This window comes from Streptomyces vietnamensis, assembly GCF_000830005.1.
Taxonomy (GTDB): domain Bacteria; phylum Actinomycetota; class Actinomycetes; order Streptomycetales; family Streptomycetaceae; genus Streptomyces; species Streptomyces vietnamensis.
On record NZ_CP010407.1, the window covers coordinates 8616669 to 8631747 of the forward strand.

15 protein-coding genes are annotated in these 15079 nt (G+C 74.6%); 7 read left to right on the forward strand and 8 right to left on the reverse strand.

Features of this window, described 5'->3' with window-relative positions:
- Positions 1–15: 15 nt before the first annotated feature.
- Together SVTN_RS38195 and SVTN_RS38200 are read right to left on the reverse strand one after the other, a co-directional pair.
- Positions 16–1380: an NtaA/DmoA family FMN-dependent monooxygenase gene (locus tag SVTN_RS38195; RefSeq protein WP_041133158.1), complete on the reverse strand. Its 1365-nt coding sequence runs from the start codon at positions 1378–1380 to the stop codon at positions 16–18.
- On the reverse strand, positions 1377–2504 hold the full coding sequence (locus tag SVTN_RS38200) for an LLM class flavin-dependent oxidoreductase (protein WP_041133159.1): 1128 nt from the start codon (positions 2502–2504) through the stop codon (positions 1377–1379). The genes SVTN_RS38195 and SVTN_RS38200 overlap by 4 nt, the downstream gene beginning before the upstream one ends.
- Before the next feature lie 460 nt (positions 2505–2964).
- On the opposite strand from SVTN_RS38200, the gene SVTN_RS38205 reads away from it, so the two are divergent.
- Positions 2965–4137: an alpha/beta hydrolase family protein gene (locus SVTN_RS38205; RefSeq protein WP_041133160.1), complete on the forward strand. Its 1173-nt coding sequence runs from the start codon at positions 2965–2967 to the stop codon at positions 4135–4137.
- 17 nt (positions 4138–4154) lie between these two features.
- Here the strand turns inward: SVTN_RS38205 and SVTN_RS38210 are convergent, their stop codons facing one another.
- The 3 genes from SVTN_RS38210 to SVTN_RS38220 form a co-directional block, all read right to left on the reverse strand.
- Positions 4155–4739: a nucleosidase gene (locus tag SVTN_RS38210; protein WP_174518311.1), complete on the reverse strand. Its 585-nt coding sequence runs from the start codon at positions 4737–4739 to the stop codon at positions 4155–4157.
- 104 nt (positions 4740–4843) lie between these two features.
- On the reverse strand, positions 4844–6220 hold the full coding sequence (locus tag SVTN_RS38215) for a VWA domain-containing protein (RefSeq protein WP_041134719.1): 1377 nt from the start codon (positions 6218–6220) through the stop codon (positions 4844–4846).
- A 74-nt stretch (positions 6221–6294) separates the two neighbouring features.
- Complete coding sequence (locus tag SVTN_RS38220) at positions 6295–7164, reverse strand: AAA family ATPase (protein ID WP_041133162.1); 870 nt, start codon at positions 7162–7164, stop codon at positions 6295–6297.
- A gap of 198 nt (positions 7165–7362) precedes the next feature.
- Here SVTN_RS38220 and SVTN_RS38225 point away from each other — a divergent pair, with 198 nt between their 5' ends.
- Both SVTN_RS38225 and SVTN_RS38230 read left to right on the forward strand, forming a co-directional pair.
- Positions 7363–8616 (forward strand): PP2C family protein-serine/threonine phosphatase, encoded by a 1254-nt coding sequence (locus tag SVTN_RS38225; RefSeq protein WP_041133163.1) that lies wholly within the window; start codon positions 7363–7365, stop codon positions 8614–8616.
- Positions 8617–8752: 136 nt separating this feature from the next.
- Entirely contained in the window at positions 8753–9118 is a 366-nt protein-coding gene (locus SVTN_RS38230; protein WP_245727810.1) for a luciferase domain-containing protein, read from the forward strand.
- A 9-nt stretch (positions 9119–9127) separates the two neighbouring features.
- Here the strand turns inward: SVTN_RS38230 and SVTN_RS38235 are convergent, their stop codons facing one another.
- Positions 9128–9619 carry a PaaI family thioesterase gene (locus tag SVTN_RS38235; protein ID WP_041133164.1) on the reverse strand — a complete coding sequence of 164 codons (492 nt, stop codon included), beginning with the start codon at positions 9617–9619 and terminating at the stop codon, positions 9128–9130.
- A gap of 98 nt (positions 9620–9717) precedes the next feature.
- Between SVTN_RS38235 and SVTN_RS38240 the strand changes: the two genes are divergently transcribed.
- Positions 9718–10194: a winged helix-turn-helix transcriptional regulator gene (locus tag SVTN_RS38240; protein ID WP_041133165.1), complete on the forward strand. Its 477-nt coding sequence runs from the start codon at positions 9718–9720 to the stop codon at positions 10192–10194.
- Positions 10195–10286: 92 nt separating this feature from the next.
- The gene (locus SVTN_RS38245; RefSeq protein WP_041133166.1) at positions 10287–11144 is read left to right on the forward strand and encodes a YhjD/YihY/BrkB family envelope integrity protein; all 858 of its coding nucleotides are present in this window, start codon (positions 10287–10289) and stop codon (positions 11142–11144) included.
- 5 nt (positions 11145–11149) lie between these two features.
- Here the strand turns inward: SVTN_RS38245 and SVTN_RS38250 are convergent, their stop codons facing one another.
- Together SVTN_RS38250 and SVTN_RS38255 are read right to left on the reverse strand one after the other, a co-directional pair.
- Entirely contained in the window at positions 11150–12001 is an 852-nt protein-coding gene (locus tag SVTN_RS38250) for an ABC transporter permease family protein (RefSeq protein WP_041133167.1), read from the reverse strand.
- Positions 11998–12906: an ABC transporter ATP-binding protein gene (locus tag SVTN_RS38255; RefSeq protein ID WP_041133168.1), complete on the reverse strand. Its 909-nt coding sequence runs from the start codon at positions 12904–12906 to the stop codon at positions 11998–12000. Before SVTN_RS38255 ends, SVTN_RS38250 begins: the two co-directional genes overlap by 4 nt.
- Before the next feature lie 134 nt (positions 12907–13040).
- Between SVTN_RS38255 and SVTN_RS38260 the strand changes: the two genes are divergently transcribed.
- Both SVTN_RS38260 and SVTN_RS38265 read left to right on the forward strand, forming a co-directional pair.
- Positions 13041–14339 carry a sensor histidine kinase gene (locus tag SVTN_RS38260; protein ID WP_041134721.1) on the forward strand — a complete coding sequence of 433 codons (1299 nt, stop codon included), beginning with the start codon at positions 13041–13043 and terminating at the stop codon, positions 14337–14339.
- A complete protein-coding gene (locus tag SVTN_RS38265) occupies positions 14336–15016 on the forward strand; it encodes a response regulator (RefSeq protein ID WP_041133169.1) in 681 nt (226 codons plus the stop codon). The genes SVTN_RS38260 and SVTN_RS38265 overlap by 4 nt, the downstream gene beginning before the upstream one ends.
- Positions 15017–15079 lie beyond the last annotated feature (63 nt).

The following is a 15079-nucleotide window of genomic DNA, read 5'->3' on the forward strand; positions in this document are numbered from 1 at the left end:
CCCGCCTCCGTGGTGTCACGCCACCGGCGCGAGCCCCAGATGCTCCCGGAGCGTCGTCCCCGTGTACGCCGTCCGGTACACGCCCCGCTCCTGGAGCTCCGGCACGAGCAGCTCGACGATGTCGTCGAGTCCGTCCGGCACCAGGTACGGCGAGACGTTGAAGCCGTCGATCGCCCCGTGCCGGACGAACCGGGCGAACTTCTCCGCGAGCCCGGCCGGGGTGCCGACGTGACCGCGCTGCGGACCGAGCTCGATGACCGTCTCGCGCAGCGACCAGCCGTTGGCGTCGGCCTTCGCCCGCCACTCGGCCACCGTGTCCAGGGTCTCGCCCAGCTGGCGGGTGCCGAACTTCCCGTCGTACGCGGCGACCACCGGGTCCTCGGCGGGCAGGGGCCCGTCCGCGTCCCGCCCGGACAGGTCGAAGCCCCACAGCCGGCTCGCGATGCCCAGTGCGACCTGGGGCGTGACCTGCCCGAGGCGGACCCAGCGGGCCTTCTCCTCCGCCTCCTTCTCGGTGGCCCCGATGATGATCTCCGTGCCGGGCAGGATCCGCAGGGCGTCCTCCGGCCGTCCGGCCGCCCGCAGCCGGCGCCGGATGTCCTCGGCGAAGGCGAGCGCGTCGTCGAAGTCCGTACCGTGCGCGGAGAAGATCACGTCCGCGTTGCGGGCCGCGAAGTCCCGGCCCTCGCCGGAGTCGCCCGCCTGGAAGATCACCGGATGGCCCTGAGCGCTGCGCGGCAGGGTCGGCGCCAGATCGACGTCGAACAGGTCGGTCCGCGACCGTACGCGTCCCACCGCACCCGGCACCGACCAGGAGCGGGCGTCGGCGGAACCGGCGACCGCGCCCTCCGCCCAGCCGTTCCACACGGCGCGCGCGAGGGAGAGGAACTCCTCGGCGCGCCGGTAGCGGTCGGCGTGGTCGAGGAACCCGCCCCGCCGGAAGTTCTCGCCGGTCCAGGCGTTGTGGGTGGTCACCACGTTCCAGCCGGCCCGGCCGCCCGAGAGCAGATCGAGACCGGCGAGCCGCCGGGCGAGGTCGCCGGGCTCGTTGAAGGTGGTGTTGGAGGTGGAGACGAGACCGATCCGCTCGGTCGCGGCGGCGAGCGCCGACAGCTGGACGATCGAGTCCGGGCGGCCTGCGACGTCCAGCTCGTGGATGCCGCCCTCCGACTCGCGCAGCCGCAGCCCGTCCCCGAGGAAGAAGGCGTCGAACAGCCCGCGTTCGGCGGTCCTGGCCACCCGCAGGAAGGTCGCCGGGTCGATCTGGGAGCCGCTGGACGGGTCCGACCAGATCGTCCAGTGGTTGACGCCCTGGAAGAACACCCCGAAGTGCAGCTGGGCGTCCGGGCGCGGGACGTCGTTCGCATCGGCGCGGGTCATCGGGTCTCCTCCTCGACGAGCGCGGCGGCAGCGTCGGTCGTGAAGCGGCTGAGGGGCCGGGGGAGGCCCAGGGAGGTGCGCAGGGTGGTGCCCGGCAGCGGACGGGCGGCGATCCGCCGCACGAACAGCTCGGGCAGGACGAGCCGGGAGAGCACCGCCAGGTCCTCGTCGAGGACGAGCGGCCGCAGTCGCACCCCGTCGACGTGTCCGCCGAGCTCCGTGAGGAGGTCCACCAGACCGGCGGCGGAACCGGTGTACCGCAGCCGGTCCGGGCCGCCTTCCCAGGGGGCGTACCGCTCCAGGTCGGCGATCCGCTCCCGGGCCGTCTCGCCCGGGGTGTCGAGGGCGACCTCGATCTCGGCGAAGGCGAGGGGCGCGCCGGCGGCCGCGGCCGCCTCGCCCGCCTCGGCCGGCGTCGCCCCGCCGACCAGCGCCACATCGGCGAGACCGGCCGGGACGAGACCCGGGCGGGCGAGGACCACGGGCCGGCCCTGCGGCGGGCGCGGCACGATCGACGGGCCCTTCACGGAGTACGTCTCCCCGGTGAAGTCGATGGCGTGGAGCCGCGAGCGGTCCAGGTAGCGGCTGGTGGCCACCGACCGGATCACCGCGTCGTCCTCCCACGAGTCCCACAGGTCCCGTACGACGCGGAGGCCGTCACGGGCCTCGCGGGCGAGCGCGTCGGCGCCCTCGACGACCGGGCGCCCCCAGGCGCGGGCGGCGGCCGGATCCTCCTCGACCCCGACCACCCAGCCGGCCCGGCCGGCCGAGACGTGGTCGAGCGAGGCGAGCTGCGAGGAGACGTGGAACGGCTCGGCGTACGTGGTCGCCACGACCGGTGCCACGCCGAGGACGCTCGTCGAAGCGGCCACGAACGCGGCCCGCTCCACCGCGCCGATCCGTCCGACGGGGTCGCTCGCGGGGCCGTTCACGGGGCCGGGCGGCAGGATCGAGTCGTCCAGGGTGACCAGGGTGAACCCGGCGTTCTCGGCGACGGCCGCGACCCCGGCGAGTCGACGCGGGGTCAGCAGTTCGCCGGGGGAGTGCGCGGCACGGCGCCACGCGGCCGGATGGGCACCGTCGCCGTCGATCTCGACGGCCAGGTGCAGGGCAGGGCGGGGCATGGGAGTCCTTCCGAACGACAGGGACGCGCGACGGCACGGCAGCGGTGCGGGGCACGGCTGCGCGGGGCCGGGCGACGGGACGTCACGGGACGCGCGGACCCACGCGGGGCGGGGTCAGGCGCGAGGGGAAGGACAGATGGCCGAGGAGGTACGGCAGTAGTCGACGTGCCGACGGCAGACGAGGCGGGCACTCGAACGGGCGGGGGCGTGCGCCGTGGTGAGCGTTGCGAGCACGTGCGCCTCCCCCCCCGGTTCCGGTCCCGTCCGGGTGTGCGGACGGGGACACCTCACCATAGGCAGCCCCCCTTCGGCACTGTCAAGATCGTCTCGAACGCCGGGACGTCGGGGCGACAAGTCCCGCCGGGCGCCCCGGACCGGACCCCGTGTCAGACTCCGGGCTGATGGAAGGTCGGCCCGCGGACGGACGCGCCGGCCCGCCCCGGACGCCTAGCGTGCCCGCATGATCCGATTCACCAGGGCGGCCGCGGCCGCCGTACTCGTCTGCTCCCTCGCCTTACCGGCCGGCGTCGCCACGGCCGCCGCCCCGGACACGCCGAGCGCGGGAACCGCGGCCCAGGTCGTCCGGCCCGCGGTGCTGCCGGCGCCCACCGGCCCGTACTCGGTCGGCAGCGCGGTCCTGCCGCTCGTCGACCGCTCCCGTACCGATCCCTGGGTACCCACCGCCGACGGCCGCGCGCTCATGGTCACGCTCCACTACCCGGCCGCCCACCCCGGCGGCGGCCGCCCCGCCCCGTACGCCACCCGGGACGAGGCGCGGCTGCTCGCCGAGCAGCTCGGGCCCGGCGTCTCCGGCGACGTCCTCGCCCGCACGCGCACCCACAGCAGGACCGACGTCCGGCCCGCACCGGGCCGACACCCGCTGGTGCTGCTCTCGCCGGGCTTCAGCGTCTCCCGCTGGACGCTCACCAACCTCGCCGAGGACCTCGCCTCCCGCGGCTATGTCGTCGCCTCCGTCGACCACGCCTACGAGTCGTACGGGATCAGCCTCCCCGGTGGCCGCACCCTCACCTGCGTCGCCTGCACGGCCCTCGACGGGGGCGGGGTGCACGGCAGCGTCGTCACCTCGACGCGCGCCGCCGACGTGCGGTACGTCCTGGACCGGCTCATCGGGGCGAAGCCGGTGTGGCGGTACGCCGACGTGATCGACGCACGGCACGTCGGCATGGCCGGCCATTCCATCGGCGGGGCGAGCGCGGCCACCGCGATGGCGGCCGATCCGCGGATCGACGCCGGGATCAACATGGACGGCGCCTTCTGGGAGGACCTCCCGGCGGAGGGCCTGCGGGGCCGGCCGTTCCTGATGCTCGGGACGCACGACTCCACGCACCTGCCCGGCGGGCAGGACAGCAGCTGGGACCGGACGTGGAGCGCGCTCGACGGCTGGAAGTGCTGGATCACGGTCGCCGGATCGGAGCACTTCACCTTCTCCGACGGCCCCGTGATCCAACGTCACTTCGGGCTGCCCCAGTCCGAGCTGCCCACCGACCGGGCCGTCGCCGTCACCCGGACCTACGTCGCGGCCTTCTTCGACCAGCACCTGCGCGGGATCCCGCGCCCGGTCCTCGACGGCCCGACGCCCGCGAACCCGGAGGTCCACTTCCAGCACCGCTGAGCGGTGCCCGGGTGGGGTCAGGAGCGGTACGGGGTGTTCGCCTCCGCCCAGTCGGCCAGCGCCCGCGCGCACTCGGCGACAGATTCGCGCCAGGTGCGCGCGGCACCGTCACCGGCCTCGTCGCTGACGTGCTTCACGATGCGCAGCGGCACCCCGGCGAGCTCCGCGGCCGCCGCGAGCGCGTACCCCTCCATGTCGACCAGGGGAGCCCGCTCAGCGAGCCGGGCGCGGGCCGCCTCGTCCGAGATGAACGCGTCGCCGGTGGCGAGGACCACGTCACCGCCGTCCGGCAGCGCCAGCGGCGCGCCGTACGTCTCGCCGGTCAGCGTGGCCAGCAGCTGACCGTCGAGGTCGTGCTGCAGCACGGTGCCGACGACGTGCGTCCCGGTCCAGCCGGTCCGCAGCGCCCCGGCCGTCCCCAGGTTCACGATCCCGGACGGCCGCGGCCCCCGGCCGAGCACGGTCGCGAGCGCGGTGGCCGCGTTCACCTTGCCCATGCCCGTCAGCAGGACGGGCAGCTCCGTGTCGAGGAACTGCGCCTCTTCCTTGACGGCGAGTACGAGCAGGGGCCGGTCGGCGGTGATCTCTCCCAAGAGTTCCATGGGGGCCACGCTAGTTCGCGGGCCCGCTCGTCGTACAACCGGGCGGGCCCCGGCCCGGCGGAACACCCCGCCGGTACGGGGCCGCGCCGGGCCGTGCCCCGCCCTCACACCGGCAGCAGCCGGCCGATCAGCTCCCCGAGCTGGCGGGCGTTGCGACAGGGGCGCATCTCCACGAGTTCGGCGTAGGCCGGGGCCACCGAATCGCCCGTGCCCCACAGCGAGGGCTGTTCGGGGTTGAGCCAGTGGACCCGGCGCGCGCGGTCCGCGACGAGCCGGAGCGCCGCGAGGTTGGGATCGGCACCGTTGGTGCGGGCGTCGCCGAGGACGAAGACCACCGTGCGCGGACCGACCGCCTCCGCGTACCGCTCGGCGAACTCGCCGAGCGCCGTCCCGTAGTCGCTCTGCCCGTGCCACCCCGTGAGCTCCGCCTCCGCGAGGATCCGGTCGCCGAGCCCCGCAGGGTCCGCCGCGCCCCGCGCGATCAGCCCGGTCACCTCGTCCACCCGGTTGACGAAGGCGAAGACCCGCACCCGGCTGAACTGGTCGTGCAAGGCCTGGACGAGCAGCATCGTGAACTGCGCGAAGCCCGCCACCGACCCCGACACGTCGCACAGCAGGACCAGCTCGGGACGCCGGGGGCGGCGCCGCCGCAGGACCGGGCGCACCGGGACGCCGCCGGTCGACAGCGAGCCGCGCAGCGTCCGCCGCAGATCGATCTCGCCGCGCGCCGCCCGGCGCCGCCGGGCCGCCAGCCGGGTGGCCAGCTTCCGCGCCAGCGGCCGTACCGTACGCCGCAGCTCGTCCAGCTGCGCCCGCCCGGCAAGCAGGAAGTCCACGCTGTCCGCCGTCCCCGCGACCGCCCGCCGCGCGACCCGGTCACGGCCCTGCCGCTCGGCGACGCGCCGCCGGGCCTCGGTCCGCACGCGCTCCCGGAAGGCCTCGATCCGCCGCCGGATCTCGTCGTCGAGCAGCCGCTCGGTGAACTCGGGCTCCTCGGCCGTGGCCGCCGCCCGCAGCCGGTCGCGCACCCGGGCGAGCAGCGTCTCGGGGCGCAGCCGGGAGAGCGTCTGGTACGAGGACCAGCCGTCCGACTCCGGGCCGGAGCCGTAGCCGCCGAACCCGCCCACCGCCTCCGCGGCCAGCCGGTCGAGTGCGGCGCCGTCGCCGGCCGTCAGGGCCTCCGCGAGCCGGTCCCGGAGCGCCGCGAGGTCCGCGGGGGTGTTCTCGTACGCCTCGCCCGACCCGGGAGCGCCGCCGAGCGGGAAGTACAGGTCGAAGACCTGGTCGAACACCGTGCGCTGCCCCTCCCCGTGGAGCAGCGTCGCCGCCAGCGCCTCCCGGACCCGCTCCCGGTCGGTGAAGCCGACCGCTTCGAGCGCGAGCCCCGCGTCCACGGTCTCGCCGGTGCCGATCCCGAACCCGTGCGCGCGCAGTGCCGCGACGAGCCCGGTGAGCCGCACCGCGGCCCCGGCAGGCGCCACGGGACCGGTCGGGGCCGCCGTGCCGGCCGCGTCCGCCGTACCGGCCTCCTCCGTCGGGCCGCAGGCCGCCCCGCTCACACCGCGTCCAGGTCGAGCTTGGCCGCCGCCTTCACGATGTCCTCCTGGTGCTTGAGGAGGACACCGAGGGTCTCGCGCACGACCCGCTCGTCCAGCCGGTCCGCGCCGAGCGCGAGGAGCGTGCGGGCCCAGTCGATCGTCTCCGACACGGACGGGACCTTCCGCAGGTCCATCGCCCGCAGCGCCCCCACGACCCGTACGACGGACGCGGCGAGCGCGGCGTCGAGACCGGGGACCTTGAGGGTGACGATCCGGCGTTCCAGCTCCTCCTCGGGGAAGCCGATGTGCAGGAAGAGGCAGCGCCGGCGCAGCGCCTCGGACAGCTCGCGGCTGGCGTTCGAGGTGAGCACGGTGAACGGCCGCCGCGTCGCCGTGATCGTGCCGAGCTCGGGCACGGTCACCTGGAAGTCGCTGAGCACCTCCAGGAGCAGCCCCTCCACCTCGACGTCGGCCTTGTCGGTCTCGTCGACGAGCAGCACCGTCGGCTCCTCGGACCGGATGGCGGTGAGCAGCGGCCGGGGCAGCAGGAACTCCTCGCCGAAGATGTCCGTGCGCGTCTCGTCCCAGGACTCGCCCCGCCCGGCCGTGATCCGCAGCAGCTGCTTGGCGTGGTTCCACTCGTACAGCGCGCGGGACTCGTCGACGCCCTCGTAGCACTGCAGCCGGACCAGGCGGGCCCCCGTGACCTCGGTGACGGCCTTGGCGAGCTCCGTCTTGCCGACGCCGGCCGGGCCCTCGACGAGCAGCGGCTTGCCGAGCCGGTCGGCGAGGAAGACGGTGGTGGCGACGGCCGGCGACGTCAGGTAGCCGGTCGTGGCGAGCCGTTCGGCGACGTCGTCGACGGAGGTGAAGAATCCGGTCGTCATGGCTGATCCGGTCGTCATGCTGTCCCCCCGGGAAGCGAGATTTCGTACTGGCCAGTAGCCTCTGCTGTACTTGATCAGATCGGGCACCGCCGCACAACCGTCCCGCGCGAGCTCCGTGCCGCGCGCGGGGCGGCGGCCGCTGGTGCAATGGGGGGACCGGGTACGCCACCCGGAGGCCCGCACGGCGGTGGAGGTGTCGTGGCGGAACGGGACGAGGCCCTCCTGAACAGGGCACGGGCCCTGGAGCAGGCGATCGCCGAGATCGGCACGACGCTCGACGAGACGACCACCTGCCGTGAACTCGCGGCCTTCCTCGCCCGCCATCTGCACGGCTCCGTCACGGTCGACCTGCTCGACGAACCGGGAGACCCCGTCCGTCGCGCCGCCTCGGCGGGCCCGACGGACACCGACGGCGGCAGCGGCACCTCCGACGGCGCACCTGGCGGCGCTCCTGGCAGTGCCTTCGGCGGCGCACCCAGCAGCACCCCTGGCGGCGCACCCGGCAGTGCCCCTGGCGGCGTGCCAGGCGGTGCCCCCGGTAGCGTCCCCGGCGGTGCGTCCGGCGATGCCCCCAGCCTCGCCGTGCCCCTCGCCGTCCACGACGAGGACTCCCTCGGGACCGTGATCGTCACGCGCCACGGCGGTCCCCGCTTCTCCGCCGACGAGACCGCGGTCCTCCGGCACGCGGTCCGCCTCGCCGCCCGGCACCTCGGCCACGCCCGCCTGCTCGCCGCCACCGAGGACACCGCCCTCCACCTCCAGCGCGCCCTCGTCGCCGAACCCGGCAGGCCGCACCCCAATCTGGAGATCGCCGGCTCCTACCTCCCGGCGGGCCCCCGCGCCCTCGTGGGCGGCGACTGGTTCGAGACCGTACGGCTCCACTTCGGCCGCAGCCTGCTCGTCGTCGGCGACGTGATGGGCCACGGGCTCGACGCGGCCGTGGACATGAACGCCTACCGCACGGCGCTCCGCGAGGTCGCCGCGACCGACCTGCCGTCGCACCGGGTGCTGCGCCACCTCGACTCCGTCGTCGCCGAGGACGACGCCCGCCGCCCCGCCACCTGCCTGCTCGTCCGGGTCGACCCGGGCCGCGGCACCGCGACCTTCGCCAACGCCGGGCACCTGCCGCCCGCCGTGTTCGGCGCGGACGGCTCCGTGGAGCTCGTCGACCTCCCGGTGGGGCCGCCGCTGGGCACCGGCGTCGGCGGCTACGAGCCCACCACGCGCCCGCTCGCCCCGGGCGACAACCTGCTGATCTTCACCGACGGCCTCGTCGAACGGCGCGGCGAGGACATCGACGTCTCGCTCGCCCGCCTCGCCGCCCTCCGGCTCCCCGCGGACTCCGGCCCCGAGCAGGTCGTCGAGGAGGTGCTCAGCCGCCTCGACGCCCACCACGCGGAGGACGACGTGGCCGTCCTCGCGGCCCGCGTCCGCGTCCGCCCGGAATCGTGACCCAGGGTCACATCCTCCCCACGCGCCGCCGTGACGCACGGTCACACCACCCCCGCCGACGACCTGTTTCGCGCCGCGGCGGGATTCTTCCGGCAGGACGCTTGTGCGCGGCCCCGAGGCCCGGCACGCTCCTCGTATGAACACGGCCAGGCATGCCAGTGAACGTCTGATGAGCTGGCCCTCGCTGACCCCCGGCCGCGCCCATTGCGGCGCCGAGCTCGGACTGGGCACCGGGACGCAGGAGATCGTCCACTTCCACGGTGAACACGAGGCGGACGTCCACCTCACCCGCGCCATGGTCGCGAAGCTCCGCCCGGCCCTCCTCGGGTCGAGCGCGGTCCGGCTGCGGGCCGGATCCGGCTGGGTGACGGTCCGTCTGGACATGGGCTCGGACATCGACCTGCTCGCCACCCTGGTGAGCGCCGCCCTCCAGGCCAACGGCGTCCCCGACGTCGCCCCGGACGGCTGCACCCGCACCCGTCCGGTCCCCGGCACCCGCTGAACCGGCCGTCTACGAAGGGACCGGGAACAGCATGCACGTGCTGGTCGCGTGACCGAGGAGCCGGTCCTCCGCGTCGTACAGGCCGGCCTCGGCGAGCGCCGTGCGGCGTCCCTGCGACAGCACCGTGCCGACGGCGCGGATCTTGCCCGTGTCCATCGTGACGGGGCGCAGGAAGCGGGTCGACAGGTCGAGCGAGGTGTACGCCATGCCCTGCGGGAGCGTCGAGTGCACCGCGCAGCCGGCGGCCGAGTCGAGCAGCGTCGCGTACACGCCGCCGTGCACGCTGCCGATCGGGTTGTAGTGCTCCTCGCCCGGTTCGAGCGCGAACACCGCGCGCCCCGGCTCGACCTCCTCCAGGGCGAAGCCCAGCAGGGAGGCGATCGGCGGTCCGGGCAGCCGGCCCGCCACGATCTCCCGGAGGAAGTCGATGCCCGCCATGGACATCGCGGCGCGCGCGGTGGCCCCGGCGTCCTCCCACTCGACCGTGCGCGACCGCCCCATCACCACTCCACTCCACCGACCAGCTGACTTTGTACATCGAAGCTAGCTTTCGTGTCGGCTGACTGTCAACGGCAGAGCCAGGTGGCTACAGTGGGCGCATGAACTGGCTGGACACGGATACCGAGAACTGCCCGGTCGGCCGTGCCCTGGACGTCGTGGGCGAGAAATGGAGCCTGCTCATCCTGCGGGAGGCGTTCAACGGCGTCCGCCGGTACGACGAGTTCCGCAGGCACCTCGGCCTCTCGGAAGCCGTCCTCGCCGACCGCCTCCGCAAGCTCGTCGCCGCCGGCGTCCTGCGCAGCGAGCCCTACCGGGAGCCCGGCGCCCGCACCCGCCACGAGTACCGCCTCACCCGCAAGGGCGTCGACCTCTGGCCCGTGCTCCTCGCCCTCAAGCAGTGGGGCGACACCCACGCCGCCGAGCCCGAGGGCCCCGTCCTCGACGTCCGGCACACCGACTGCGGCGCCCCCGTCCGTGTCGTCGTCCAGTGCGAGGGCGAGGAACGGGCCGTCCTCACGCCCCGCGACGTCACCGTCCGCCCGGGCCCCGCCGCCCGTCCCCGCCGCCTCGGCTGACGGTTCACCAGGACCGCCGCCCCTCCGCCCGTCCCACCCGTTCGGCCCCACCCCTGCGATGTCCCGGCGCCCGGCCGGGTACCTCACCAGGCATGCCCTCCTCACCCGGTCCGCCGCCCGACGGTGCCCCCGCCGAACACGGCCACTGGTTCGCACGACTCCACGCCCGCGTCCTCGCCTCGTCCGTCGGCCTCGCCTGGAGCCGCGGCCGAGCCATGGAACTCATGCACCGCGCCATGGGCTTCGCGGCGCTCAGCCTGCTCACCCTCGTCCCCCTGCTCATCGTCGTCGCCTCGGCCGACCTCGCCAGCGGCCACGGCTTCGCCCGCTGGCTGGTGCAGGGCCTCGGCGTCACCGAGGTCTCGCAGGAGGAGGTCGAACGGCTCTTCGGCCAGCCGGGACAGGCACTGCAACGCACCACGGCCTTCGGCCTCGCCGCCCTCGCCGCCTTCGGCGTCACCTTCGGATCGGCCGTACAGACCGGGTACGAGCGGGTCTGGGACCTCCCCACCGCCCGCTGGCACACCATGTGGCGGCACGTCGTCTGGCTCGCCGTCCTCGTCGCCTCCCTGCTGCTCTTCGTCGCCTTCCCGGCACCCGACAACGCCCCGGCGGGCGTCACCACCCTCGTCGCCCTCGGCGACCTCCTCGGCACCTTCGTCTTCTTCTGGTGGTCGCAGCGCTTCCTGCTCTGCGGCCGCATCCGCTGGCGCGCCCTCGCCCCCGGCGCCGTCCTCACCGCGCTCGGCCTCCTCGGGCTGCGGATCTTCTCGCAGCTCGTCTTCTCCCCGCTGATCGCCTCAAACGCCGTGACGTACGGCCAGTTCGGCACCGTCCTCGTCCTCCAGTCCTGGCTCGTCGGCGTCGGCTTCGTCGTGTACGGAGGCGCCCTCGCCGGGCGCCTCGTCCACGAACACCTCGTCCGCCGCAGGCTGCGGCGCCTCCTGTGAGACCCCTACTGGTCCCGGTGCCGCACCGCGAGCACCGTCACCACCGCCCCGCCCAGTGCCCACAGCACGTACACCAGCCACGCACCGCCCGCCGACCAGGGGAACAGCTCCTCGGCGGGCGGTCCCGCGTCCGCGAGCCGCTGCCAGGCGTGCAGCGGGGTCGCGTGGGCGAGCACCGCGCTCAGGTGACGCCGGTCCGTGAGCACCGCGGGCAGCAGCAGGAGCAGGACGAACGTGCCGACGATCGAGATCGCGCTCTTCCGCAGCAGCGCGCCGACCGCCATCCCGGCCACCGCGCACACCGGGGCCAGGAGCGCCGAGGCCACGACGATGCGCGGCGCTCCCGGATGGGTGATCGGCAGCCCGATGCCCCGCGTCGACAGCACCGCCTGGGTCGACCAGAACGAGGCGCCCGCGACCACCGCCCCGAACAGGGCCTGCACCACCGTCACGACCAGCACCTTCGCCGCCATCAGCGCACTCCGCGCCGGCACCGCCGTGAACGTCGTACGGATCAGCCCGCTGCCGTACTCGCCGACCACCGTCACCGCCCCCATGGCGGCCGAGGCGAGGATCAGGACCAGCGCCGCGTTGTACGTGAACGCGTCCCACAGCGCCATGTCGTTCGCCACGAACTCGGCCCGGCTCTCCGCGTCGTACTGCAGCCAGTAGCGGTAGTGGTCCCAGGCGGTGCCCAAGTTGAAGGCGACCACGGCGAGCGCGCCGAGCAGCAGCGACCAGCCCGTCGAGCGCAGCGACCACAGCTTCAGCCACTCCGACCCCACCAGGTCACGGAAACGGGCACGGGGCTCCACCACGGAGGGTCCGGAGGCCACGGGAACATCGAGGGTCGTCATCGGGCGTCTCCTGCCAGGTACTCGACGCTGTCGGCGGTCAGTTCCATGAACGCCTCCTCCAGGGAGGCCGTACGGGTGGTCAGCTGATCGAGCAGCACCCGGTGCTCCAGGGCGAGTTCGCCGATGCGGGCGGCCGAGAGCCCGGTCACCGTCAGCACACCGGCCTCCTCCTCGACCTCCGCCCCTTCCCCGAGCAGCAGCGCCGTCAGGCCCGCCCGGTCCGGCGTGCCGACCGTCACGCTCAGGCGCCTGCCCCGCGCGGCGAACTCGGTCAGGCTCTCCGCCGCGATCAGCGCGCCCCGCCCGATGACGATCAGCTCGTCCGCCGTGTGCTCCATCTCCGTCATCAGATGGCTCGACACGAAGACCGTGCGGCCCTCCGCGGCGAGCCGCCGGAACAGCCCCCGCACCCACTTCACGCCCTCCGGGTCGAGGCCGTTCAGCGGCTCGTCGAACAGCAGCACCGGCGGATCGCCGAGCAGCGCGCCGGCGATGCCGAGCCGCTGCCGCATGCCCAGCGAGTACCCGCCGATCCGACGCCCGGCCGCCCCCGCCAACCCGACCTCCTCCAGGACCTCGTCGACCCGGGAGAGCGGGATGCGGTTGCTGCGTGCCAGGACCGCCAGATGCGCCCGGGCGGTCCTGCCGCCGTGCACGTCCCCGGCGTCGAGGAGCGCGCCGACGTGCCGCAGACCGCGCGGCCGGTCCGTGAACGGCCGGCCGTCGACCGTCACCGAACCGCTCGTCGGCGCGTGCAGTCCCAGGACCATCCGCAGAGTGGTGCTCTTTCCCGAGCCGTTGGGGCCGAGGAAGCCGGTGACCAGGCCCGGCCGGACGGTGAAGGTGAGCGCGTCGACGGCGGTCGTGGCGCCGTAGCGCTTGGTGAGTTCCCTGACTTCGATCATGGGCACCACGGTGCCGCCCGGGCCCCGCACCGGGCATCGGACCAGCACGGACAATCGCCCAGGGGCCCTGTCACCCCAGGTCGTACACCCCCGGTCCGATGCCCGTGCCGGGGACCGCCCTCTACGATCACCGCATGTTCGCCACCCCGTCAGCACCGTTCTTCAAGAGGGTCACGCCCGGCGGGTGGGCCGCCGTCGCCTGGGGCGCGGGCATGCTCTTCACCGCCCTCCTCCGGATCCGCGTGCCGGGCCAGGATGCGCCGGAGATCTTCCCCGGCTTCGTCATACTGCGCTGGGACGGCCTCACCATGCTGGCCGTCGGCACTCTCCTCACCCTGTGTGGCAGCGCCCTCCTGGCCCGGCGTCCGACCGCAGCCCTCAACTACCTCCTCGCCGCCCCGGTCGTCGCCTCCACCCCCCTCGGCGTCGACGCCATCCCCTTCGCCCAGTACCTCGCGGTCGACGTCGCCCTCTACGCCATCGCCGCCGGCCGCCCCCGCCGCGAGGCCTGGCGGGCGCTCCTGCTCGCCCTCGGCCTGCTGGTCGTCTACCTGGCGGTCCGTCTGCTCGCCGGCTGGAGCGCCGGCACCACGGGCACCCTCGCCGTCGCCCTGACCGCCCTGGTGGCCTGGCTCCTCGGCCGCTCGGAAGGGCAGGCCAGGGAGTACGCGGAACGGAGCCGAGCCCAGGCCACCGAGCAGGCCGTCACCACCGAACGCCTCCGGATCGCCCGCGAGATGCACGACACGGTCGCCCACAGCATCGGCATCGTCGCCCTCCAGGCCGGTGCCGCCCGGCGCGTCATCGCGACCCAGCCCGAGGCGGCCCGCCAGGCCCTCGCCGAGATCGAGACGGCGAGCCGCGAGACCCTCGCGGGCCTGCGCCGGATGGTCGGTGCCCTGCGCACGACGGATCCGGAGGCCGAGGCAGGGTCCGAGGCGGATCCGGCCGGCACCCCCCGTACGACGGCAGCCGCCGGCCGTACCGCGACCGCCACCGAACTCCAAGGCCTCCCCGAGATGCCCGGACTCGCCGCCCTCGACCGGCTCGCCGAACTCACCGGGAACGCCGGCGTCCGGGTCGCCCTCCGCCGGGTCGGAGCCCCCTGCCCGCTTCCCCCGGACATCGACCTCTCCGCCTTCCGGATCGTCCAGGAGTCCGTGACCAACGTCGTACGGCACTCGGGCGCCGACTCCTGCACGGTCACCGTGGACCAGCGCGACCCCGAGACCCTCGCCGTCACCGTCGAGGACCGCGGCCGCGCCCCCGGCCACGCGCGCGTGAGCCCCGGACCGGGCTCCGGCTACGGCCTGACCGGCATGCGGGAGCGCGTCGCCGTACTGCACGGAGAGTTCACCGCGGGACCCCGCCCCGGCGGCGGCTTCCGCGTCACCGCCCGCCTGCCCGTACCCACAGGAGCCACCACCCGATGAGCCAGACCACCGTCGGACAGCCGGTCCGCGTCGTCCTCGCCGACGACCAGCCCCTGGTGCGCACCGCGCTCCGGATGGTCATCACCGACACCACCGACCTCGTCGTCGCCGGCGAGGCGGCGAACGGAGCGGAGGCCGTCCGTCTCGTCGAGGAGACCGGCGCCGACGTCGTCGTGATGGACCTGCGGATGCCCGGCACGGACGGCATCGAGGCCACCCGGATCATCACCGAGGGCCCCACCGGCACCCGCGTCGTCGTCCTCACCACCTTCGACGACGACGACCACGTGTACGCGGCGCTCCACGCGGGCGCGTCCGGATTCCTCGTCAAGGACATGGCCCTGGACGACATCCTCGCCGCCGTCCGCGTCGTCGCCTCCGGCGACGCCCTCATCGCGCCCAGCGTCACCCGGCGCCTCATCAAGGAGTTCACCGACCGCCCCAGGAGCGCGCCCGCCGCACCGCCCCGTCGCGTCGAGGGGATCACCGACCGCGAGCGCGAGGTCCTCACCCTCGTCGGGCGCGGCCTGTCCAACACCGAGATCGCCGCCGAACTCCACATCAGCATCGCCACCGCGAAGACCTACGTCACCCGGCTGCTCGCCAAGCTGGACGCCCGCGACCGCGTACAGCTCGTGATCATCGCGTACGAGACGGGCCTGGTCTCGACCACCTGACTGCTCCGGCGGCGCTCACACGATCCGGTGATCCACTCGCGAGCCGCCGGCCGGACCGCCCCG